The 19,709-nt window shown below is 65.4% G+C and carries 19 protein-coding genes; 12 read left to right on the top strand and 7 right to left on the bottom strand.

Annotated features, from left to right (window positions below; translation table 11 throughout):
• Positions 1 to 5: 5 nt before the first annotated feature.
• Positions 6 to 770, bottom strand: a complete 765-nt coding sequence (locus NV382_RS07135) for a hypothetical protein (protein WP_260599814.1) — start codon at positions 768 to 770, stop codon at positions 6 to 8.
• 111 nt (positions 771 to 881) lie between these two features.
• Here NV382_RS07135 and NV382_RS07130 point away from each other — a divergent pair, with 111 nt between their 5' ends.
• Entirely contained in the window at positions 882 to 1,103 is a 222-nt protein-coding gene (locus tag NV382_RS07130; RefSeq protein WP_260599813.1) for a hypothetical protein, read from the top strand.
• A gap of 58 nt (positions 1,104 to 1,161) precedes the next feature.
• Here NV382_RS07130 and NV382_RS07125 read toward each other — a convergent pair whose 3' ends face one another.
• The 3 genes from NV382_RS07125 to NV382_RS07115 form a co-directional block, all read right to left on the bottom strand.
• Complete coding sequence (locus NV382_RS07125; protein WP_260599812.1) at positions 1,162 to 1,725, bottom strand: glycine zipper 2TM domain-containing protein; 564 nt, start codon at positions 1,723 to 1,725, stop codon at positions 1,162 to 1,164.
• A gap of 226 nt (positions 1,726 to 1,951) precedes the next feature.
• On the bottom strand, positions 1,952 to 2,380 hold the full coding sequence (locus NV382_RS07120) for an OsmC family protein (RefSeq protein WP_260599811.1): 429 nt from the start codon (positions 2,378 to 2,380) through the stop codon (positions 1,952 to 1,954).
• A gap of 71 nt (positions 2,381 to 2,451) precedes the next feature.
• Positions 2,452 to 2,766 (bottom strand): glycine zipper 2TM domain-containing protein, encoded by a 315-nt coding sequence (locus tag NV382_RS07115; RefSeq protein ID WP_260599810.1) that lies wholly within the window; start codon positions 2,764 to 2,766, stop codon positions 2,452 to 2,454.
• A 245-nt stretch (positions 2,767 to 3,011) separates the two neighbouring features.
• Between NV382_RS07115 and NV382_RS07110 the strand changes: the two genes are divergently transcribed.
• From NV382_RS07110 to NV382_RS07100, 3 genes are all read left to right on the top strand, one after another.
• Positions 3,012 to 3,644 carry a trimeric intracellular cation channel family protein gene (locus NV382_RS07110; RefSeq protein ID WP_260599809.1) on the top strand — a complete coding sequence of 211 codons (633 nt, stop codon included), beginning with the start codon at positions 3,012 to 3,014 and terminating at the stop codon, positions 3,642 to 3,644.
• Between the two features lie 133 nt (positions 3,645 to 3,777).
• Entirely contained in the window at positions 3,778 to 4,143 is a 366-nt protein-coding gene (locus NV382_RS07105; RefSeq protein WP_260599808.1) for a cupin domain-containing protein, read from the top strand.
• 106 nt (positions 4,144 to 4,249) lie between these two features.
• Positions 4,250 to 4,498: a hypothetical protein gene (locus tag NV382_RS07100; protein ID WP_260599807.1), complete on the top strand. Its 249-nt coding sequence runs from the start codon at positions 4,250 to 4,252 to the stop codon at positions 4,496 to 4,498.
• 15 nt (positions 4,499 to 4,513) lie between these two features.
• Here the strand turns inward: NV382_RS07100 and NV382_RS07095 are convergent, their stop codons facing one another.
• The gene (locus NV382_RS07095) at positions 4,514 to 5,080 is read right to left on the bottom strand and encodes a GNAT family N-acetyltransferase (protein WP_260599806.1); all 567 of its coding nucleotides are present in this window, start codon (positions 5,078 to 5,080) and stop codon (positions 4,514 to 4,516) included.
• Positions 5,077 to 6,957: a signal peptide peptidase SppA gene (sppA, locus tag NV382_RS07090; RefSeq protein ID WP_260599805.1), complete on the bottom strand. Its 1,881-nt coding sequence runs from the start codon at positions 6,955 to 6,957 to the stop codon at positions 5,077 to 5,079. Before sppA ends, NV382_RS07095 begins: the two co-directional genes overlap by 4 nt.
• A 307-nt stretch (positions 6,958 to 7,264) precedes the next feature.
• On the opposite strand from sppA, the gene NV382_RS07085 reads away from it, so the two are divergent.
• From NV382_RS07085 to NV382_RS07070, 4 genes are all read left to right on the top strand, one after another.
• Positions 7,265 to 8,668 (top strand): MATE family efflux transporter, encoded by a 1,404-nt coding sequence (locus tag NV382_RS07085; RefSeq protein WP_260599804.1) that lies wholly within the window; start codon positions 7,265 to 7,267, stop codon positions 8,666 to 8,668.
• 145 nt (positions 8,669 to 8,813) lie between these two features.
• Positions 8,814 to 9,101: a co-chaperone GroES gene (gene groES / locus NV382_RS07080; protein WP_260599803.1), complete on the top strand. Its 288-nt coding sequence runs from the start codon at positions 8,814 to 8,816 to the stop codon at positions 9,099 to 9,101.
• 73 nt (positions 9,102 to 9,174) lie between these two features.
• Positions 9,175 to 10,824: a chaperonin GroEL gene (groL, locus tag NV382_RS07075; protein WP_260599802.1), complete on the top strand. Its 1,650-nt coding sequence runs from the start codon at positions 9,175 to 9,177 to the stop codon at positions 10,822 to 10,824.
• Between the two features lie 2 nt (positions 10,825 to 10,826).
• Complete coding sequence (locus tag NV382_RS07070) at positions 10,827 to 11,606, top strand: Uma2 family endonuclease (RefSeq protein ID WP_260599801.1); 780 nt, start codon at positions 10,827 to 10,829, stop codon at positions 11,604 to 11,606.
• Here the strand turns inward: NV382_RS07070 and NV382_RS07065 are convergent, their stop codons facing one another.
• Positions 11,607 to 12,608, bottom strand: coding sequence for a mannose-1-phosphate guanylyltransferase (locus NV382_RS07065; protein WP_260600341.1), 1,002 nt, complete (start codon positions 12,606 to 12,608; stop codon positions 11,607 to 11,609).
• A gap of 226 nt (positions 12,609 to 12,834) precedes the next feature.
• On the opposite strand from NV382_RS07065, the gene NV382_RS07060 reads away from it, so the two are divergent.
• From NV382_RS07060 to NV382_RS07045, 4 genes are read left to right on the top strand one after another with little or no spacing between them, the layout of a single operon-like run.
• The gene (locus tag NV382_RS07060; RefSeq protein WP_260599800.1) at positions 12,835 to 14,223 is read left to right on the top strand and encodes a TIGR03013 family XrtA/PEP-CTERM system glycosyltransferase; all 1,389 of its coding nucleotides are present in this window, start codon (positions 12,835 to 12,837) and stop codon (positions 14,221 to 14,223) included.
• Between the two features lie 4 nt (positions 14,224 to 14,227).
• Positions 14,228 to 16,273: an XrtA/PEP-CTERM system histidine kinase PrsK gene (prsK, locus tag NV382_RS07055; RefSeq protein ID WP_312026770.1), complete on the top strand. Its 2,046-nt coding sequence runs from the start codon at positions 14,228 to 14,230 to the stop codon at positions 16,271 to 16,273.
• Positions 16,270 to 17,652: a PEP-CTERM-box response regulator transcription factor gene (gene prsR / locus NV382_RS07050; RefSeq protein ID WP_260599799.1), complete on the top strand. Its 1,383-nt coding sequence runs from the start codon at positions 16,270 to 16,272 to the stop codon at positions 17,650 to 17,652. The genes prsK and prsR overlap by 4 nt, the downstream gene beginning before the upstream one ends.
• Entirely contained in the window at positions 17,645 to 19,687 is a 2,043-nt protein-coding gene (locus tag NV382_RS07045; protein WP_260599798.1) for a tetratricopeptide repeat protein, read from the top strand. Before prsR ends, NV382_RS07045 begins: the two co-directional genes overlap by 8 nt.
• Positions 19,688 to 19,709 lie beyond the last annotated feature (22 nt).

Raw genomic sequence — 19,709 nt, 5'->3', positions numbered from 1 at the left:
CGCGTTCACGATCCGTTATTCGCCACCATGTCCACATCGGTCCCGCCATCGCTGCGGCTGGTCAGGAACAGCGCAAACGCGCCGTCGTCGCGACCGCGCGTGCCGCCCAGTACATGTTCCGCGCCGTTCGCCTGATGCTCGGCCGAGAAGCCGGCGTTGGTGGCTCGCGTATAATACCAGTCGAGCACTTTCTGCAGCGGCGCTGCACTGGAGAAGCTCACCGCGCGGATCGAACAGCCATTGGCGTCGTTGCCCGCCGCCTCGACGACACGCGCGTCGGGATAGAGCGGCAGATCGCCGGGTAGGCGCTGCGACCAGCGTGTCGAATAGCGCATGTTACCGGCGCAAGCGGCGGTGTTGCCGCCCTTCTGTCGCGCGGCAAGCGCGCCCAGCGTCAACGATTCGCGCGCGGCGGTGCATTGCGGGCAATCGGCCTTGGGCGCCGGCGTCGACTTCAGTTTCTCGGACGTTGTCGCGCTGCTGATCGCGCCGCTGCTGCCGGCGGCGATCCCGTCGGGTGGCACCGCGCCGGTCACGGGCTGGACAGGGGGGCGGACGGCATCGTTGTTGGCCTGCGCGGCGAGCGAGGGATCGACCATGATCTGGTCCTGCAGCGCGCCCATCATCGCCGGGTCGCGCGCATTGCCGATCGCATTGCCGTCGATCAGCTCGTTGTCGAGCGTATCCACGTTCCGCTCGGCTGCCTGCTTGCCGCAGCCGGTGAGCGCGAGAAAGGACAGGGCCAGGCCCAAAGCTGCAGTGCGAACCATCGATCACTCCCGTACGATGCGCCGCATTATGCCGCCCGCGGGTTAAGATCGCGTGTTCGGCCCCCGAGCGTGCTACTTGCGCAGGACGGTCAATGCCGCCATGTTGCCGCCATGCTCAATATCCTCTCGATCATCATCGGGCTCTTCGCCCTGATCTTCGCCATCCCGGGATTGATCCCGCTGCTCGGCTGGCTCAACTGGCTGGCAGTGATCATCGGCGTGGTCGGTCTGGCGATCGGCGCCATGTCGAGCAGCAATATGGGGCGCAACCTCAACATCGTCGTGCTGATCGTCGCTGCGGTCCGCCTGTCGCTGGGCGGCGGCTTCCTCTGACATGAAAAGGGCCCGGCGATCGCTCGCCAGGTCCCATTGTAGTTCAGCCGGTTGAGGCTCAGCGGCAGCGCACGTTGCCGCGATCGATTGACGATCCGAGCGCCGCGCCCGCACCCGCGCCCAGCAACGTGCCCAGCGTGTTCGACCGGCCATTGGCCAGCGAGTTGCCGAGGAGGCCGCCGGCAAGGCCACCGATGATCAGCCCGGTCGTGCCATCGTTGCGACGGCAATAATATTGGCCGTTGCCGCCGCGGTAGATGCGGTCGTTGCGCGTCAGGCGACGCGGCTGGTAATAGCGGCCGTCGCGGTAATAGTTTTCGGCATAATAGGTGCTCTGGCCGCGCTCGTAGCGGTTGTAATCATAGTTGCGATATTGCCGCCAATCGCGGTTCTGCCGCACGTTGCTCCGCCGATCGCGCCGCGCATCGCGCACGTCCTCGCGGTAATCCTGCCGTGCCTCGCGCAGGTCTCCCCGCGAATCCGCATCGCGTGCGTCGCGGCGATAGTCGCGCTGCGCATCGCGTACATCTTCGCGATATTCCTGCCGCGCATTGGATTGCGCCATGGCCGGGATCGTCGGGATCGTGACCGCGGCAATGGCGGCGAGCAGGGTGAAACGCATGAGTGCTGATCCGATTCTTTAGAGGTGTGCCAGGAGAACGGACGGCAGGCGGGGTTGTTGCGTGAATGGCGAACTACGCCGCGTTCACGCGGCGGACAGTGTGCGATGGAAACCTGTTCCCGAGGCCAGGAGTAGAGCAGGTGGCAACGGGCGCGACGCCCGATCACTGCCACCTGTCCGACTGGACCCCGGCCCCCGCCGGGGAACTAAGCAGCGACGCAAATACTCAGCCGTTCAGCGTATGCGTCAGCGACACTTCGGCGTTGAGCACCTTCGACACCGGGCAATTGGCCTTTGCATCGGCCGCGATCTGCTCGAACTGCGCAGGGTCGATGCCCGGCACCGTCGCCTTCAGGTCGAGCGCCGACTTGGTGATGGTGAACCCGTCGCCATCCTTGTCCAGCGTCACCTTGGCACTCGTCTCCAGCGTGCCGTCATTGAAGCCGGCACCCGCCAGTGCGAAGCTCAAGGCCATCGTGAAGCAGCTGGCATGGGCGGCGGCGATCAGCTCTTCCGGGTTGGTGCCGGGTTCGTCGCCGAACCGCGTATTGAAGCCGTAGGGCGTGTCGGCAAGGATGCCGGACTGTGTCGAGACATGGCCTTTGCCGTCCTTGCCGAGGCCCTGATACGTGGCCGAACCGGTGCGCGTCGTCATGTGCGTTCTCCAGAAATGAGAAGGGGCGCGGCGGTTGCCCGCCACGCCCCCTCACATGGTAGTGCCGAGGCTTAGCGGCAACGGCGCTTGTTGTTGCTGTTGCTGCGATCGATCTCGCGACCGGCAAGGGCCCCCAGTGCCGCGCCGCCCAGCGTGCCGACCGTGCGGTCGCCGCGCGTATCGACCGTGCGGCCGAGCAGTGCGCCACCGACGCCGCCGACGATCAGGCCGGTCGTGCCGTTGCTCTTCTTGCAATAGGTGCGGCCGTCACGACCACGCCATTCGCGATACTGGCTCTTGCGTGCTTCGGCCGAGCTGGTCGGAAACGCCATCGTCGCCGGAATTGCGAGCGAGACCGCGGTGAGTGCCATTACGAAATTACGCATGTTGAACGTCCCTTTGCTTGGATAATCTGAGTGGAGAACGCCACCTTGTGCGATTTGTTGCATGAACGTAACGCCAACATGCCGTTGCTTTACGTTCAGGCGCAGAAAGCGCCCGATAACCCTGCGCCTGGCTCCCCGGCGAAGGCCGGGGGTCAGTCGCGATAACCGCGATAATGATCCGCAACGCGCGCCTTCACTCTTCCCGGCCCTTCGCCCGGCCATGATCCTGCGCTAAGCCGCGCTCCATGCTGCCCGTCGCCACGCACGTCCTCCCCACCTTCGCACCCTGGCTCGACCTGGCGGGCCTCGCCGTGTTCGCCGCCTCCGGTGCGCTCGCTGCCGCCAAGCGCGGGCAGACGATCGTCACGCTCACCTTCTTCGCGCTGATCACCGGCGTCGGCGGCGGCACGATGCGCGACCTGTTGATCGACGCGCCGGTGTTCTGGATCCATGACAGCCGCCCGGCGGCGGTATGCCTGGTCGTCGCCTTCACCATCTGGCTGACGCCGGAGCGCTGGTGGCGCGGCGCCGCGCTCGACTGGTTCGACGCAGTGGGGCTCGCCGCTTATGCCGTGTATGGCGCGGCCAAGGCCCTGGGCTACGGCGTGCCGCCGGTGCCCGCCATGCTGATGGGCGTGATAACCGGCTGCGTCGGCGGCATCATCCGCGACGTGCTGGCGCAGGAACCCTCGATCCTGATGCGCCCGGAACTATATGTCACCGCCGCGGCACTCGCCTCCGCCTCGTACGTCGCGCTGGTGTTGCTCGGCCTGCCGACCTTCCTCGCCGCCGCCATCGCCGCGACGGCAGGCTTCGCGTTGCGGGCCGCGGCGATCCACTATCATCTGGCGCTCCCGGCCTATCCCGCGCGTCGGTGACCACGATCACAGCGTCAACCGCATCGGTCTTTGCTGCCATGTGGGCTACCCGATTGCTGCCATTCGGGGGTGTATGGTACTGCAGTTCATGGGCGGTTGAAGTTTCGTCGCCCGCCGCATTTGGAGGTTTTGAGTGCTGTCGCCAACGAAGCTAGCAGACGCATTTGAGCGCGTGACGGACTATTGGTCGCCCAAGGTGATCGGCCAGGTCAACGATCAGCTGCTCAAGGCTGCCAAGCTGAAGGGTGAACTCGTCTGGCATGCGCATGAGGGGCAGGACGAGCTCTTCTACATCGTCAAAGGGTCGCTGCGCATCGAGTTCGAAAACGACATTGTCGATCTCCAACAGGGCGATTTCCTCACCGTACCCAGCGGCGTCCGCCACAACCCCGTCGCGCAAGAGGAATGCTGGGTGTTGCTGATCGAGCCCGCCTCGACCAAGCATACGGGTGAGGAAAGCACGCCCCGGACTCGCAGCCTGGAGGAGCAGCTCAGCTAGCCGTTCTGCTACCGCCATCGCGACGATCCGCTATCATCTGCGCTGCGACTCGAGCTTCGCGGCGTGATAGTGTACATGGCAGCTACTATAACTGGGAGCGCCCATGATGAGTATTGCCCTGCTCGTTGCTTTGCTTGCCGCTGATGCCGTCGCCGTCACGCCACCGCCGTCGGGCAAGCCCGCCTGCCAGAACCCTGGTGTCCAACAGGTTGATGCCAAGGCAAAAGCACCGGGCATCCATCCGCTCGGCGACGAGCCCCCCGCCAAGCACGTGATGACCGTCATGCGTACGTTCGATGGCTGCGTGCGGCCGGTCGTCGTGCGCGAGAACATCGGTACGCCGCGACGCCGTTAGTCTCAGACCCAGCCCTCAAACCCGCACCAAGCCCACCTCGCTGAACGGCTTGGGCTCGGTCGGCGGCGTCGTCGAGCGGTTGAGCTGGGCCTGCCAAAAGCCGACATCGATCCAGCGGCCGTTCTTGTAGCCGACCTCGCGGTACACGCCGGCGCGGCGGAACCCGACCGATTCGTGCAGCGCGATCGAACCCTCGTTGGGGAGGGCAATCACGCCGATCGCCTGCGTGAACCCCTGCGCGCGCAAGGTATCGACCAGCGCTTCGTACAGCAGCCGCCCGACGCCCTGCCGCTCGACCGTGCCGGTGACGTAGATCGACGTTTCGACGACATATTTGTACGCCGGCCGGTCGCGGAAGCGGGTGGCATAGGCGTAGGCGAGCACGCCGCCCCCTGCCGCATCCTCGCCATTGGTCGCGACCAGCCATGGATACAGCCCGTCGGACGCCGCCATGCGGTGGCGGAGCGCGCGGGCATCGGGCGCTTCGGTCTCGAACGACACGGTGCCGGTCAGCACGAACGGCGCATAGATCGCCGCGATCGCGGCCGCATCCTCGGGGCGGGCGGGGCGGATGCCGATCACCAGGTGAACTTTGCGATGATCAGGTCGACCAAGCGGATATCGCCGGCACTGGGCGTCGCGACCGGCCCCATCCCGGCGCATTCCAGGCAGCGCGCCTGGATCGAGGAGGAGCGCGTCAGCCGCTGCATGTCGCCGATCGCACGGGCGAGGATCGCCTTGCGGTCCGCGCCGATGCGGGAGAACACGTCGCCCCCGCTATCCTCGTCATCGTCCCCGCCGCGGAACTGCGCGGCGAGCTGCGCGGCCCAGCCGGGGTCCTTCTCCAGATACACCGTCTGCACCTTGGCGGGATCGAGGCCGGCGCGCTTCGCGGCATAGGCGATCGCGTCCGACAGGTTGCCGAACTGATCGACCAGCCCCAGCTGCCGCGCCGTCCCGCCATCCCATACGCGGCCTTGTGCGATCTCGTTGACCCGCGTCGGCGTCATCTTCCGCGCGCTCGCCACGCGGGCGATGAACTGCGCATAGCCATGCTCGATCGCCGATTGCAGCACGCGGTCGGTTTCCGCATTGGTGCCGCCCAGCACGTCCGGTTGGCCGGACAGCGGCGTCGATTTCACGCCGTCGGTGGTCACGCCGATCTTCGCCAACGTGTTCTCGAACGTCGGAATCAGCCCGAAGATGCCGATCGAGCCGGTGATCGTTGTCGGTTCGGCAAAGATCCTGTCGCCTGCGGTCGCCACCCAATAACCGCCCGATGCCGCCACCGATCCCATCGAGATCACCACCGGCAGCTTCTGCGCCTTGGCCTCCAGGACCGCGCGACGGATCTTCTCGGAGGCGAGCGCCGAGCCGCCCGGCGAATCCACCCGCACCACCAGCGCCTTCAGCTTCTTCTTGGCCAGGCCATCGAGCAGCGCCTGGACGATCGTATCGCCGCCCGCGGTACCGGCGTTCGCCTTGCCATCGACGATCTCGCCGGCGACCGTCAGCACGCCGATTGCGTCGCCGCTCCTCGGCAGCGGATTGGCCTTCAGATAGGTGTCGTACTTGATCGTGTTGAAATTGCCCGCGATCTTCCGCGTGTCCGTGCCGGCGATCTCGCCCACGTGCTTGTCGAAATCGATCCGCTCGGCGAGCTTGTCGACGATCCCGGCCTGCAGATTGGCTTTGGCGATGTCGCCACCCGCGCCCATGATCAGCGTGTCTGGCGTGGTCAGGAACGCCGCCAGCTGCGCCTTGGGCCTGGCGCGAGCGATCTGGTCCTTCCACTGCGCGAAGATCACGCTCTGCAGCGCCTGCGCCGCTTCCTTGGCCTCGGGCGACTGGTCGGCGCGCGTGTACGGCTCGATGAACGACTTGTACTTGCCGACGCGGTAGACATGCGCGTTGACGCCGAGCCGGTCGATCAGGCCCTTGTAATAGAGCTGCGATCCGCCCGGGCCGGCAAACAACGTGCCGCCCATCGGGTTCATCCAGATCTCGCTGGCATTCGCCGCCAGTCGGTAGCCGCTATCGGTATAGGCGGTGGCATAGGCCAGCACCGGCTTGCGTGCGTCGCGCACGCGCCGGATCGCCTCGCCGACTTGGGTCAGCGCCGCGGGATAGCCGCCGGCAAAGCGGTCGAGATCGAGCACCACGACCTTTACGCGATCGTCGTCCTTGGCCTTGTCGAGCACGCGCACGACATCGCGCAGCTGGTATTCGCGCAGCGGGGCGCGACTGCCGGAGAGCGCGGCGAAGGGATCGGCCTCGGTTGCCTGTTCGACGATCTGGCCGTTCAGCGCCAGCACCAGCGCACCGTCCTTGATCGTCGTGGGGTTCGGCCGTGCGGCCAGCCCGGCGAACAACAGGCCGAAGAACAGCAGCATCGCGGCGAGCACGAGCGCGTCCTTGATGCCGACCAGGATCTTCCAGGCGCCCCGAACCAATCTCACGCAACGTCTCCCGCCGCCCCAACGGCCGCTTGCGTCAGGCCTTACCCCGGCGTGTATCGCCGGGGCAATACGCTTGTGGGTGGATCGGTTCGTACCAAAGCGGTCGCCTCACATGTCCGAAGATCATAGCCGTCCACGTCATCCCCGCGCAGGCGGGGATCCATAGTCCAGACATCACAGCATATCCGAAACGTCGGCCAGCATGGATACCCGCCTGCGCGGGAATGACGGCGTTACGCTCACACGATGCTGTATAAACGCTCGCAGGGTGACGGCTCCTGCATCAGCGGCTAGACCCCGCCGCTCCATGGACGTCACTCCCGCAGCCCAGGCCCTGGTCGGCCCGCCGCCCGCCACCGCGCGGGACGAACTGCGCGCGCTGGTGCTGCTCGCCGCGCCGCTGGTCGGCGCTAACCTGTTACAGATGGCGGTGGCGGCGGTCGATGTGGTGTTCGTGGCGCGGCTGGGCACGATCGATTTCGCTGCTGCGACGCTTGGCGTGTTCCTGTTCAACCTGCTGATGTTCGCGCTGATCGGGCTGACCAGCGCGGCGGCACCGATCATCGCCGCCGAACTCGGCGCCCGCGCGCATGCCGTGCGCGATGTCCGGCGTTCGTTCCGCATGGCCTTGTGGGTGGCCGGCGTCGGCGCGGTGCCGATGATCCTGATCCTGGCCCATGGCGAGACATTGCTGCTGCTCGTCGGGCAGGATCCCGAAGTGTCGCGCCGATCGGGACGCTTTCTCGACATCCTGTTGATCGCGCTCGTGCCGGGCGTCGCCGCCGGGGTGATGCGCACCGCCGCCGCCGCCCTTGGCCGGCCGAACTGGGCACTCGGCGTCAGCGCGATCGCGCTGGGCATCGGTGTCCTCGGCAATTGGCTGCTGGTGTTCGGCAATGCCGGCTTCCCGGCGCTCGGGCTGGAGGGATCGGCCTGGGCGAGCGTCGCCAGCATGACGGCGATGATGCTGGCCTATTACGTCATCCTGACGCGCGACCGCCGCTTGCGGCGCTTTCGCCTGTTCGGCCGCTGGTGGCGTACCGAATGGCCGCGTTTCCGCCAGATCGTCCGGTTGGGCATACCGATCATGCTGACCTGGGTGTTCGAAGGTGCGCTGTTTGGCGGTGCGGCGCTGCTGATGGGGCTGATCGGCGTCAACGAGGTCGCGGCGCATGCGGTCGCGCTCAACATCGCGGCCGTTGCCTTCCAGGTGCCGTTCGGCATCTCGCAGGCGGCGACGATCCGCGTCGGCATGGCGTACGGCGCGAGCGATCATGGCTGGATCGCACGGGCAGGGCGGGTGGCACTCACTGTCGGCATCGGCTTCATGGTGCTGACCGCGAGCCTGATCTGGGCCATGCCGCGATTGTTCGTCGGCGCCTATATCGACGTCGATGCGCCCGCAAACGCGATCGTCGTCGGCCTGGCAGTCCAGTACCTCGCGATCGCCGCCTTGTTCCAGCTGGTCGACGGCGCGCAGGCGGTGGCGGCAGGCGTGCTGCGCGGGCTGCAGGATACGCGCGTGCCGATGCTGATAGCGTTGTTCGGCTATTGGGTGATTGGCTTTGGCACATCGATCCTGCTTGGCTTCGGACTGCACTGGCAGGGGGTGGGCATCTGGCTCGGGCTCGCCGCCGGGCTGCTTGCGGTGTCGATCATGCTGGTCTGGCGATGGTCGTCGCGGGTGCGGCTCGGCCTGCTGCCCGCTTGATCGCCCCCGGACACTCGCCTCACCGAAAAGTTCCCTGGTCTTGGTTGACGCGGCAAGCGGCCGAACACATATGGACGGTGCTGGCACTCGACACGCTTGAGTGCTAACAAGCTTTCACACGTTCACTATATAAGGATTGGCACGCATGACCTTTCGTCCGTTGCATGACCGCGTCCTCGTCCGCCGCGTAGAGGCAGAAGAGAAGACCGCAGGCGGGATCATCATTCCCGAGACCGCCAAGGAAAAGCCGCAGGAAGGCGAAGTCGTCTCCGCTGGCACCGGTGCCCGGAACGAAGCAGGCGAGATCCACCCGCTTGAGGTCAAGGCCGGCGACAAGATCCTGTTCGGCAAATGGTCGGGCACCGAGGTCAAGATCGACGGTGAAGACCTGCTGATCATGAAGGAATCCGACATACTGGGGATCGTCGGCTAACTTCATACCTGTTTCCGTTTTCCATATGCGCGATCTTGCAGAAGTTTCGCGACCAATCTGAGGACAAGCCAACATGGCAGCAAAAGACGTAAAATTTTCGCGTGACGCACGTGAACGCATCCTGCGCGGCGTGGATATTCTCGCCGACGCGGTAAAGGTCACGCTGGGGCCAAAGGGCCGCAACGTCGTGATCGACAAGAGCTATGGTGCGCCCCGCATCACCAAGGACGGCGTCACCGTCGCCAAGGAAATCGAGCTCAAGGACAAGTTCGAGAACATGGGTGCGCAGATGCTGCGCGAAGTCGCCTCGAAGACCAACGATGTAGCCGGTGACGGCACGACCACTGCCACCGTTCTGGCGCAGGCGATCGTTCGCGAAGGCATGAAGTCGGTTTCGGCCGGCATGAACCCGATGGATCTGAAGCGCGGCATCGATCTCGCCGTCGTCAAGGTCGTCGAGGACATCAAGTCGCGCTCGAAGCCGGTTGCCGGCACCAAGGAAGTCGCCCAGGTCGGCATCATCTCGGCAAACGGCGACACCGTCGTCGGCGAGAAGATCGCTGAAGCGATGGAGCGCGTCGGCAAGGAAGGCGTGATCACCGTCGAGGAAGCCAAGGGTCTCGAATTCGAGCTCGACGTCGTCGAAGGCATGCAGTTCGACCGCGGCTACCTGTCGCCGTACTTCGTCACGAACCCCGAGAAGATGTCGGTCGAACTGAACGATCCGTACATCCTGATCCACGAGAAGAAGCTCAGCAACCTGCAGGCGATGCTCCCGATCCTGGAAGCCGTCGTCCAGTCGGGTCGCCCGCTGCTGATCATCGCCGAGGACATCGAGGGTGAGGCGCTCGCCACGCTCGTCGTCAACAAGCTGCGCGGTGGCCTGAAGGTCGCAGCGGTCAAGGCACCGGGCTTCGGTGATCGTCGCAAGGCGATGCTGGAAGACATCGCGATCCTCACCAAGGGCGAGATGATCTCGGAAGACCTGGGCATCAAGCTTGAGTCGGTTACTCTTGGCATGCTCGGCACTGCCAAGCGCGTTACGATCGACAAGGATAACACGACCATCGTCGATGGTGCCGGTGAGCATGAGTCGATCAAGGGCCGCACCGATGCGATCCGTCAGCAGATCGAGAACACGACGAGCGACTACGACAAGGAGAAGCTGCAGGAGCGCCTGGCCAAGCTGGCTGGCGGTGTTGCAGTGATCAAGGTCGGCGGGTCGACCGAAGTGGAAGTCAAGGAGCGCAAGGATCGCGTCGACGACGCACTGCACGCAACGCGCGCAGCCGTCGAAGAAGGCATCGTTCCCGGCGGCGGTACGGCTCTGCTGTACGCAACCAAGTGCCTTGAGGGCATGAAGGGCGCGAACGACGACCAGACCCGCGGTATCGATATCGTCCGCAAGGCGCTGTACGCTCCGGTTCGCCAGATCGCACAGAATGCCGGCCATGACGGCGCGGTGATCTCGGGCAAGCTGCTCGAGGGCAACGACGCCAACCAGGGCTTCAACGCACAGACCGATGTGTACGAGAACCTGGTCGAAGCCGGCGTGATCGATCCGACCAAGGTCGTTCGTACTGCGCTGCAGGACGCGGCATCGGTTGCCGGCCTGCTCATCACGACGGAAGCCGCCGTGTCTGAGCTCCCGGACGACAAGCCTGCCATGCCCATGGGCGGCGGCGGCGGCGGCATGGGCGGCATGGGCGGCATGGACTTCTGATTTTGGACCGGCGCAGCGAAAGCTGCGCCGGACACAAAAATCAGAACGGCCGGCGGGCTGGCGGCAACGCCGTCAGCTCCGTCCGACGAAAGGCGCGGGCTTTGCCCGTGCCGGCCAAGCAGTCCAAGCCCAGCCACCAAGCTGGAACCCAAAGGGCCGTGGAGCAATCCGCGGCCCTTTGTTTGTCCGTTCAAACGGTATATCTTTATCCCATGACAGGCGTCGCTCTTGATCCCGCCTATCGCCGCGTCAGCGTCGAGGAATTTCTCGAAATGGATTTCCGCGGTGCCAAGGCGGAGCTCGACGACGGGCTGATCTATATGATGACCGGCAGTTCCGAGATGCATGCCCGGGTGGCAGGCAATATCTCGGCCTTTCTTCGCCAGAAGCTGCGCGGTTCCGGTTGTCGCCCTTACGGGTCGGATTTTGCGACGCGCACCGCCGACCGAACCATCCGCTTCCCGGACGTCACAGTGTACTGCAACGATCCTTCCGCGCCGGGTAACGAGCGCAAGCAGCTCTTGGGCGATCCGCAAGTCGTGGTCGAGATACTGTCACCATCGACCTCGAGCTACGATCAGAAGATCAAGCTCCAGGAATATCGTGAGCTTGCAGGCGTGCAGGAGATCGTGCTGGTCGATCCGCAGACCGAGCGGGTGCGGTTGGTCCGGCGCACGGGTGTCGCCGGCTGGATCGACGATTGGCTCGATGCCGGCGCGGACCTCATCTTGGCATCGCTCGATCTCACCATCCCGCACGGCGAGATTTTCGCACGCGACTGATCAAGCGTCCTTCATCGCCTCGATCAGCTTCTTGACCTCCTGGCTGCGCCCCCGCGGCAGGATCAGTACGTCGTTGCCGCTGGCCACGACAATCAGGTCCTCGACCCCGACCATGGCGATGCGCACGCCGTCGCTGCGCACCAGGCAATTGACCGTTTCGAGCGCTATCACCTTTCCATCGCCATGGCTGGCATGGGCATTGCCGTCGTCATCCTGGTCACTGATCGCGTGCAGCGCGTCCCATGAGCCGACATCGCTCCAGCCCATGTCCACCGGCACCACCGCCACCCGTTCCGCCTTCTCCATCACCGCATAGTCGATCGAGTCGGCCGGCGAGCGCGCGAATGCCTCGGCATCGGGGAAGACGCGCCTTCCGTCTTGCCGGGCGCCGACCATCGCATCCTGGCATGCTGCGAGCATCTCGGGCGCATGCACCGCCAGCGCGCCCAGATAGACGTCGGCGCGGAACAGGAAGATGCCGCCATTCCAGGCATGATCGCCGTTCGCCAGCATCTCCTGCGCTTTCGCCAGCGGCGGCTTCTCCACGAAGCGCGCGACACGGTTGACACCTGCGGTGATCTCTTCGCCGACCTTGATATAGCCATAGCCCACTTCTGGCGCCTGCGGGGCGATGCCGAACGTCACCAGCCAACCTTGTTCGACGATCGGCATCGCCGCGTGGATCGCGGCATGGAACGCGGGAACATCGGCTATCACATGGTCGGATGGCATGACCAGCAACGCCTCCGCTCCGCCGCCCGCGGCGATCGCCGCCAGCGCGATCGCTGGCGCGGTGTTGCGTCCGGCGGGTTCCAGGATGATCGTCTGCGCCGCGGCTTCGATCGCGCTCAGTTGCGTATCGATCATGTCGGCGTGCCGGGCATTGGCGACAACGATCGGTGCCGCGAAGCGCTCGCCGGTCGCGCGGGACGCGGTCAGTTGCAGCATCGTCTGTTCGGCCGTCAGCGGCAGCATCTGCTTGGGCCGTTCGGGCGTCGACATCGGCCATAACCGCGTGCCCGACCCGCCAGAAAGGATGACAGGAACGATCGGTCGGGAAAGCGGCATCGAAATATTCTCCTCTTGGCCCCCATCTAGGCATTTCGGGTACGAAACGGAACCACGCGGCCGGGAGATTGCGGCGTTCATCGTTCATTTGTCATTTTCTGCGACAGCATGTGCACGTGTCGGAATGTTTTACACAGGCGCGCGCAGGACCAACGCCAAGATGATCAGGCTGTTCAAGCATTATGTGCCGCATGCCGTGCTCCTGCTCGGGCTGTTCGACATCGTGTTGCTGATTGTGGCGGCCGAATTCGGCTGGTCCTACCGCGCGCGGCAGATCGACATGCTGGTCGAGCCGATCCACACGCGCATACCGCAGTTGCTGACGTTCGCCGCGTCGCTTGAACTGTCGATGATCGCGGTGGGCGTCTATGCGGCGAATTCGCTGCAGTCGCTGCGGCATGCCGCCGCCCGCATCATGGTCGCCGTATCGCTCGGCATCATTTTCCTCAGCGTGCTGTTCTTCCTTGTGCCGCAGCTCACCTTCTGGCGGTCTAACCTGCTCTATTCCATGATCGCGGCCGCCATCTTGCTGCTCACGCTCCGGGTGCTGCTCGGCAAGCTGATCGGTGGGCAGGCGTTCAAGCGTCGCGTGGTAGTGCTCGGCGCCGGCGCGCGGGCGGCGCGGTTGAAGGCGCTGGCGGCGACCCCGGGGGCAGGCTTCGTCGTCGTCGGCTATGTGTCGATGAGCGAGTCGCAGCGCGTCATCCCGGAAGCGATCTCCCGCGACGCGATCTATAATCTCGCGGACCATGTCGTGCTGCTGAACGCCAGCGAAGTGGTGCTAGCGCTGGAGGAACGCCGCAACGCGCTGCCGTTGAAGGACCTGTTACGGATCAAGACGACGGGCGTGCACGTCAACGAGATCTCGACCTTCCTCGAACGCGAGACCGGCCGTGTCGACTTGCAGAGCGTCAACCCCAGCTGGCTGATCTTTTCCGACGGTTTCTCCTCCGGGCGCATGTTCTCCAGCGTGTTCAAGCGGCTGTTCGATATTGCTGCCAGCGCACTGCTGCTCACGCTGATGTTGCCGGTCATCCTGCTCACCGTCCTTGCCATCAAGCTTGAGAGCAAGGGCCCTGCCTTCTACCGCCAGCGCCGGGTCGGGCTGTACAATGTCGCATTCGACTGCATCAAATTGCGCTCGATGCGCACGGACGCGGAGATCGACGGCAAGGCGATGTGGGCCGAAAAGGACGATCCGCGTATCACGCGGGTGGGGCGCATCATCCGCAAGCTACGCATCGACGAACTGCCGCAGACTTGGAGCGTGCTGAAGGGCGAAATGAGCTTTGTCGGCCCGCGGCCTGAGCGCCCGCAGTTCGTCGAGGATCTGGAACAACAGCTCAATTACTATGCCGAGCGTCACATGGTGAAGCCGGGCATCACCGGCTGGGCGCAGATAAACTATCCGTATGGCGCGTCGATCGAGGACAGCCGGCAGAAGCTCGAATACGACCTGTATTACGCCAAAAACTACTCGCCGTTCCTCGACATCCTGATCCTGCTGCAGACGATCCGCGTCGTGCTCTGGCCGGAAGGGGCGCGCTGAGCCTGTGGCGCTGACCGTCATCCTCTGGGCTCACGCACTGGCCGCCTTGCTGTTCGGCATGATCGCCTTGTCGCAAGTACGCGATGCGGCAACTGCGCTACCGAGGCTGACGTTCTTGGTCGCGCTGATCGCCACCGCCTTGTGGGCGCTGGCGGTGGCCGGCATCGATGCGGGCGACGTTGCCACGCACATCACGGAAGGCCTGCGCGATTTCAGCTGGCTTGCCTTCATGTATGCGCTGGTGCGGCGCGATCGTACCGCCCCTTATGCCCGCACGGTCACTTTGTTGTACGCGACGGTAGCGGCGATCCTTGTAGCCGCCATCGGTGTTGCGATCGCCGGCAAGTTCCGTCCGCTGGACGTGGCGGCCTTCGCCAATGGCCGCATGGCGCTGCGCATGATGGTGGCGGTCAGCGCGCTGGTGCTCGTGCATCACCTCTACGCCGCCGCTGCGCCAGTCAACCGGGGTGGCATCCGGTTGCTCGTGGTGGCGCTTGCGGCGATGTGGGGCGTCGACCTGGTCGTTTATGCGATCGGCTACGTCACCCAGAGCTGGGCAGACGATCTCGTCGCGTTGCGCGGCGTCGCGGTGGCCTTGCTGGCACCACTGTTCGCGGTCGCGGTGCTGCGGAATGGCGACTGGACGTTGCGACTGTCTCGCTCGGTCGCATGGCAATCGCTCTCGCTCGCGGCGGTCATCCTTTATCTCCTGGTCACGGTGCTCGCCACCAGCCTGATCGCGCGGATCGGCGGCGATTATGTGCGTGTCGCACAGACCGCGTTCGTATTCGGCTCGACCACGGCGGTGCTGACCTTGGTATCATCGCCATGGCTGAAGGCCTGGGCCAAGGTGAAGCTTGCCAAACACTTGTTCCGCCATCGCTATGATTATCGTGCCGAGTGGATCCGGTTCACCGAGACGCTCGGGAAAATGGATGGCGTGCTCGCCCTGGAGCAACGGGTGGTAAAGGCCGTCGCCGATCTGACCGATTCTCCTGCCGGCGTATTGCTCGTGCCAGAAACCAATGGGCTGGGGGTGAGCGCCGAGTGGAATTGGGCGAGTGAGCGCTTGCCCGTCGCACCGCTCGGCGAAGGCGCTACCGGTCATCTCACCGGCAGCGTGCGGATCATCGAACTGGATGCGGTGCGTAGCGGCGACGACAAGACCGAAGACGGCAGCACGCTGCCGTCCTGGATCGTGGACGCGTCCGCCGCCTGGGTGCTGGTGCCGCTGGTGCATCTGCACCGCCTGCAAGGCGCGATCCTGCTCGCGCGGCCACCGGTAGACCGTGCGCTCGACTGGGAGGATTTCGATCTGCTCCGTATCGTCGGGCGGCAGGTCGCGAGCCACCTGGCCGAGGCGCGCGCGCAGGAGGCATTGGCCGAGGCCGAACGCTTTGACGAGTTCAACCGCCGCTTCGCCTTCATCCTGCACGATATCAAGAATTTGGTCAGCCAATTGACGCTCACCGCCCGCAACGCGGAACGTCACGCGCACAACCCTGATTTCCGCGCCGACATGATCGCCACCCTGCAGGATTCCGCCGGGCGCATGAACGCCTTGCTGGCGCGCCTTTCGCAGCATCACATCGCACAGGCGGAGGAATTGCGGCCGACCGGATTGCTGCCGCTGATCGAGCGGGTGGCTGGCCGTATGCAGCATCCGATCCTCGTTACCGGCAATGCGACCACGGCCGCCGCCGATCCGTTGCGCCTGGAACAGATGCTGGGGCACCTCGTACAGAATGCGATCGATGCCAGCTCGCCAGAAGATCCCGTGCACATCATGGTCGCAGCCGAAGGCAAGCGCGCCGTGATCCGCATCGTCGATACCGGGTGCGGCATGTCGCCCGCCTTCGTGCGCGATAAATTGTTCAAGCCGTTCGTCTCGTCCAAGCCCGGCGGGTTCGGCATCGGGGCGTTCGAGGCACGGCAATTGACCGAGGGGATGGGCGGCGCGGTGCACGTCTCCAGCCGCGAAGGGGAGGGGACCACCTTCCGCATCGAGCTCGCCCGCGCATCGGACATTCAACTGGATCAGGCCGCATGACCGTTCAATCAGATCGCGCAAAGCCTCTGACACAATCGCTGCCCAAGCTGCTGATCGTCGAGGACGATCTCGGGCTGCAGCGGCAGCTACGCTGGGCCTATGAAGGATATGACGTCGTGGTCGCTTCCGACCGCGCATCCGCACTGGACGCCATTCGCGCCGAGGAACCGGACGTCGTGACACTCGATCTCGGCCTGCCGCCTGATCCCGACGGCACGACCGAGGGCTTTATCACCCTGCGCGAGATCTTGCGGCTGAAACCCGATACCAAGGTCATCGTCGCCTCGGGCCACGGCGCGCGCGAAAGCGCGCTCCGCGCGATCGGGGAAGGGGCGTGGGATTTCTACGCCAAGCCGATCGACATCGACCAGCTCGGCCTGATCGTTTCGCGCGCATTCCACGTCCATGCGCTGGAGGCCGAGAACCGGCGGCTGGTCGCGAACGACACCGGGACGGCGCTGGGCGGCATGATCACCGCGGCGCCGGAGATGCTCAAGGTCACCCGGACGATCGAGCGCGTGGCGCCGGCGGACGTGTCGGTGATGCTGTTGGGCGCGAGCGGCACGGGCAAGGAATTGCTCGCTCGCGGCATTCATGATTGCTCGCCGCGCAGCAAGGGTGCGTTCGTCGCGATCAACTGCGCCGCAATCCCCGAGACATTGCTCGAGAGCGAGCTTTTCGGGCACGAGAAGGGTGCGTTCACCGGTGCTGTAAAGACCACCGAAGGTAAGATCGAACAGGCGCATGGCGGCACGCTGTTCCTCGACGAAGTGGGCGACATCCCGCTCCCGCTCCAAGTCAAGCTGCTGCGCTTCCTGCAGGAACGCACGATCGAGCGCATCGGTGGCCGCAAGTCGATCGCGGTGGACACCCGCATCGTATGCGCCACGCACCAGGACGTGGGCGCGATGATCGCCGCCGGCACGTTCCGCGAGGATCTCTATTATCGGTTGGCCGAGATCGTCGTGCGCATCCCCTCGCTGGCGGAGCGCCCGGGCGATGCCGGGCTGCTCGCACGGCACTTCCTGAAGAAATATGCCAAGTCGATGCAGTCGGCGGTCACCGATTTGTCGGCCGATGCCCGCGCGGCGATCGATGCCTGGAACTGGCCGGGTAACGTCCGTGAGTTGGAGAACCGCATGAAGCGGGCGGTGATCATGGCCGACGGCAAGCTCGTCACCGCCGCCGATCTCGATCTGGCGGAGGACGACGCGGGAACCCCGCTGAACCTGCGTGCCATCCGCGAGACCGCGGACCGCAAGGCGATCCGCCACGCACTGGCCCGTGCTGATGGCAACATCTCCAACACGGCCAAGCTGCTCGGCGTCAGCCGGCCGACTCTCTACGACCTCCTGAAGAGCTATGATCTCCATGCGTAAGCCATTGCTGCTCGCCGGCGTCACTGCCGCCGCCATCGCCGTGACCGCTATCGTGTCGCTCGCCGGAACGCCTGCCCGGGCGGACGCCAACAGCGCCAAGGCGTCGCTTGCCAAAAGCCTTGCCGCGCTCAAGATCGGCAACGCCAGTGCGGCGCGCAGCAACGCGATGGACGCGGTGAAGGCGGATTCGGGTTGGGGCCTGGCGCATGCCGTGCTGGCGCGCGCCTATCTCGGTCTGGGTGACGGCATCGCTGCAGAAGCGGAACTCGACCGCGCCAAGGCCGCTGGCTTCGATGCCGGCCGCGCGCACCAACTGTACGCGCATGCTTGGCTGCTGCAGGGGGATCCCGCCCGGGCGATCGTCGAGGCGGGCAAGGCGCCGCCCAAATTCGCCGGCTATGCCGTACGCGTCGGCGCGCGCGCGCTTGCCGCCCAAGGCGATTTGCCGGGGGCGCAGAAGGCGCTCGCCACTGTGCTGGCAGCGGCGCCGAACGACAGTGCTGCCTGGTCCGATCTTGGGCGCGTGCGCTACGATACGGGCGACATGGCCGGTGCGATCCAGGCCGCGAGCAAGGCAATCGCGCTCGATCCCGCCAATCTGGAGGCGCTGACGCTGCGCGGAGAATTGGTGCGCGGCCAATATGGGCTGCTCGCTGCACTGCCCTGGTTCGAAGCGGCGCTGAAGAAGGACTATTACTACCATCCAGCGCTGATCGAATATGCCGGCACGCTTGGCGATGCCGGCCGCTATGCCGACATGCTGGACGCCACCCGCCGTGCGCTCGCAACGCGGCCGGACAGCGCGCAGGCCTTCTACCTGCAGGCGGTGCTTGCCGCGCGCTCCGGCAATTACGATCTGGCGCGGACCTTGACGCAGCGCACGACGGGCAAGCTCGACGGTCTGCCGGGTGCGCTGTTGCTGGATGGAATGCTCGATTATCAGGCGGCCAGCTACGAACAGGCGATCAACAAGTGGCGCGAACTCGTCGGCCGCCAGCCGATGAACGTCACCGCGCGGCGGCTGCTCGGCGCCGCGCTGCTGCGCTCCGGCGACGCGCAGGGCGCGCTCGACGTGCTGCGGCCGGTGGCGCTGCGCGGTGACGCCGACAGCTATACGCTTGCGCTCGTCGGACGCGCCTTTGAACGGACGGGTGAGCGCAATTGGGCAAACCAGTTCCTTGATCGCGCGGCTTTCCCCGCGGGCGGATCGTCCGCACCGTTCGGTGTCGACGACGATGTCGCGGTGCTCGGTGGCCTGGCCAAGGACGATCCGGCCGATCCTGTGCGGCGCGTGGCCTATCTCCGCGGGCTGGTGGAGGCCGGCGACACCGGCCAGGCGCTCGCCCAGGCGCAGGCACTCGCGCGCCTGTCACCCGGCGCACCTGCCGCGCATCTAGCGGTCGGCGACACGTTCGCTGCATTGGGCCGCTATGCCGATGCCGCCTCCGCCTACCGACGCGCCGCCGATATCCGCTTCGACGAACCGGTCATGTTGCGGCTGATCGACGCGCTCGACCGGTCGGGGCAGCGGGCAGAAGCGGCCAACGTGCTGGCGCTGTTCCTGTCGCAGAACCCGCAGAACATCGCCGGGCAGCGGCTTGCGGCGCGCTGGCAGATCGCGGGCGGCGATTTCGATGCGGCAATCGAGACGCTGGAGGGATTGCGGATCCGGGTCGGTAACCGCGATGCCACGCTGCTTTCGGATCTCGCCTTCGCCTATATTGGTGCCGACGACGAGGATACCGGCCTGTCCTACGCCAAGGCGGCGTACCGCATCGCACCGTTGAACCCGGCGGTGACCGACGCATATGGCTGGGCGCTGTACCAGACGGGCGATGACAAGGGTGCCGCGCAATTGCTCGAAAAGGCGGTAGCGATCGCCCCGCAGCATGCGACGTTGCGCTGGCATCTGGGGCAGGTCTACGCCGATCTCGGCCGGGGCGGGGAGGCGAAGGCGCAGATCGGTGCTGCGATGAGTGACCCCGGCTTCGCCGATCGGGCGGCGGCTGCGGCGGTGCTCAAGACGCTCGGCTGATGCGTCGATCGATGCAGTATGA

This window comes from Sphingomonas endolithica, assembly GCF_025231525.1.
GTDB lineage: Bacteria > Pseudomonadota > Alphaproteobacteria > Sphingomonadales > Sphingomonadaceae > Sphingomonas > Sphingomonas endolithica.
This window is presented reverse-complemented; position numbering and strand designations above follow the sequence as displayed.

What these genes read in the sequence shown, in the direction of transcription:
- NV382_RS07135 (WP_260599814.1), bottom strand. Translation starts at nt 770, where the DNA reads ATGGTTCGCACTGCAGCTTTGGGCCTGGCCCTGTCCTTTCTCGCGCTC.
- NV382_RS07130 (WP_260599813.1), top strand. Translation starts at nt 882, where the DNA reads ATGCTCAATATCCTCTCGATCATCATCGGGCTCTTCGCCCTGATCTTC.
- NV382_RS07125 (WP_260599812.1), bottom strand. Translation starts at nt 1,725, where the DNA reads ATGCGTTTCACCCTGCTCGCCGCCATTGCCGCGGTCACGATCCCGACG.
- NV382_RS07120 (WP_260599811.1), bottom strand. Translation starts at nt 2,380, where the DNA reads ATGACGACGCGCACCGGTTCGGCCACGTATCAGGGCCTCGGCAAGGAC.
- NV382_RS07115 (WP_260599810.1), bottom strand. Translation starts at nt 2,766, where the DNA reads ATGCGTAATTTCGTAATGGCACTCACCGCGGTCTCGCTCGCAATTCCG.
- NV382_RS07110 (WP_260599809.1), top strand. Translation starts at nt 3,012, where the DNA reads ATGCTGCCCGTCGCCACGCACGTCCTCCCCACCTTCGCACCCTGGCTC.
- NV382_RS07100 (WP_260599807.1), top strand. Translation starts at nt 4,250, where the DNA reads ATGAGTATTGCCCTGCTCGTTGCTTTGCTTGCCGCTGATGCCGTCGCC.
- NV382_RS07085 (WP_260599804.1), top strand. Translation starts at nt 7,265, where the DNA reads ATGGACGTCACTCCCGCAGCCCAGGCCCTGGTCGGCCCGCCGCCCGCC.
- groES (WP_260599803.1), top strand. Translation starts at nt 8,814, where the DNA reads ATGACCTTTCGTCCGTTGCATGACCGCGTCCTCGTCCGCCGCGTAGAG.
- groL (WP_260599802.1), top strand. Translation starts at nt 9,175, where the DNA reads ATGGCAGCAAAAGACGTAAAATTTTCGCGTGACGCACGTGAACGCATC.
- NV382_RS07065 (WP_260600341.1), bottom strand. Translation starts at nt 12,608, where the DNA reads ATGTCGACGCCCGAACGGCCCAAGCAGATGCTGCCGCTGACGGCCGAA.
- NV382_RS07060 (WP_260599800.1), top strand. Translation starts at nt 12,835, where the DNA reads ATGATCAGGCTGTTCAAGCATTATGTGCCGCATGCCGTGCTCCTGCTC.
- prsR (WP_260599799.1), top strand. Translation starts at nt 16,270, where the DNA reads ATGACCGTTCAATCAGATCGCGCAAAGCCTCTGACACAATCGCTGCCC.
- NV382_RS07045 (WP_260599798.1), top strand. Translation starts at nt 17,645, where the DNA reads ATGCGTAAGCCATTGCTGCTCGCCGGCGTCACTGCCGCCGCCATCGCC.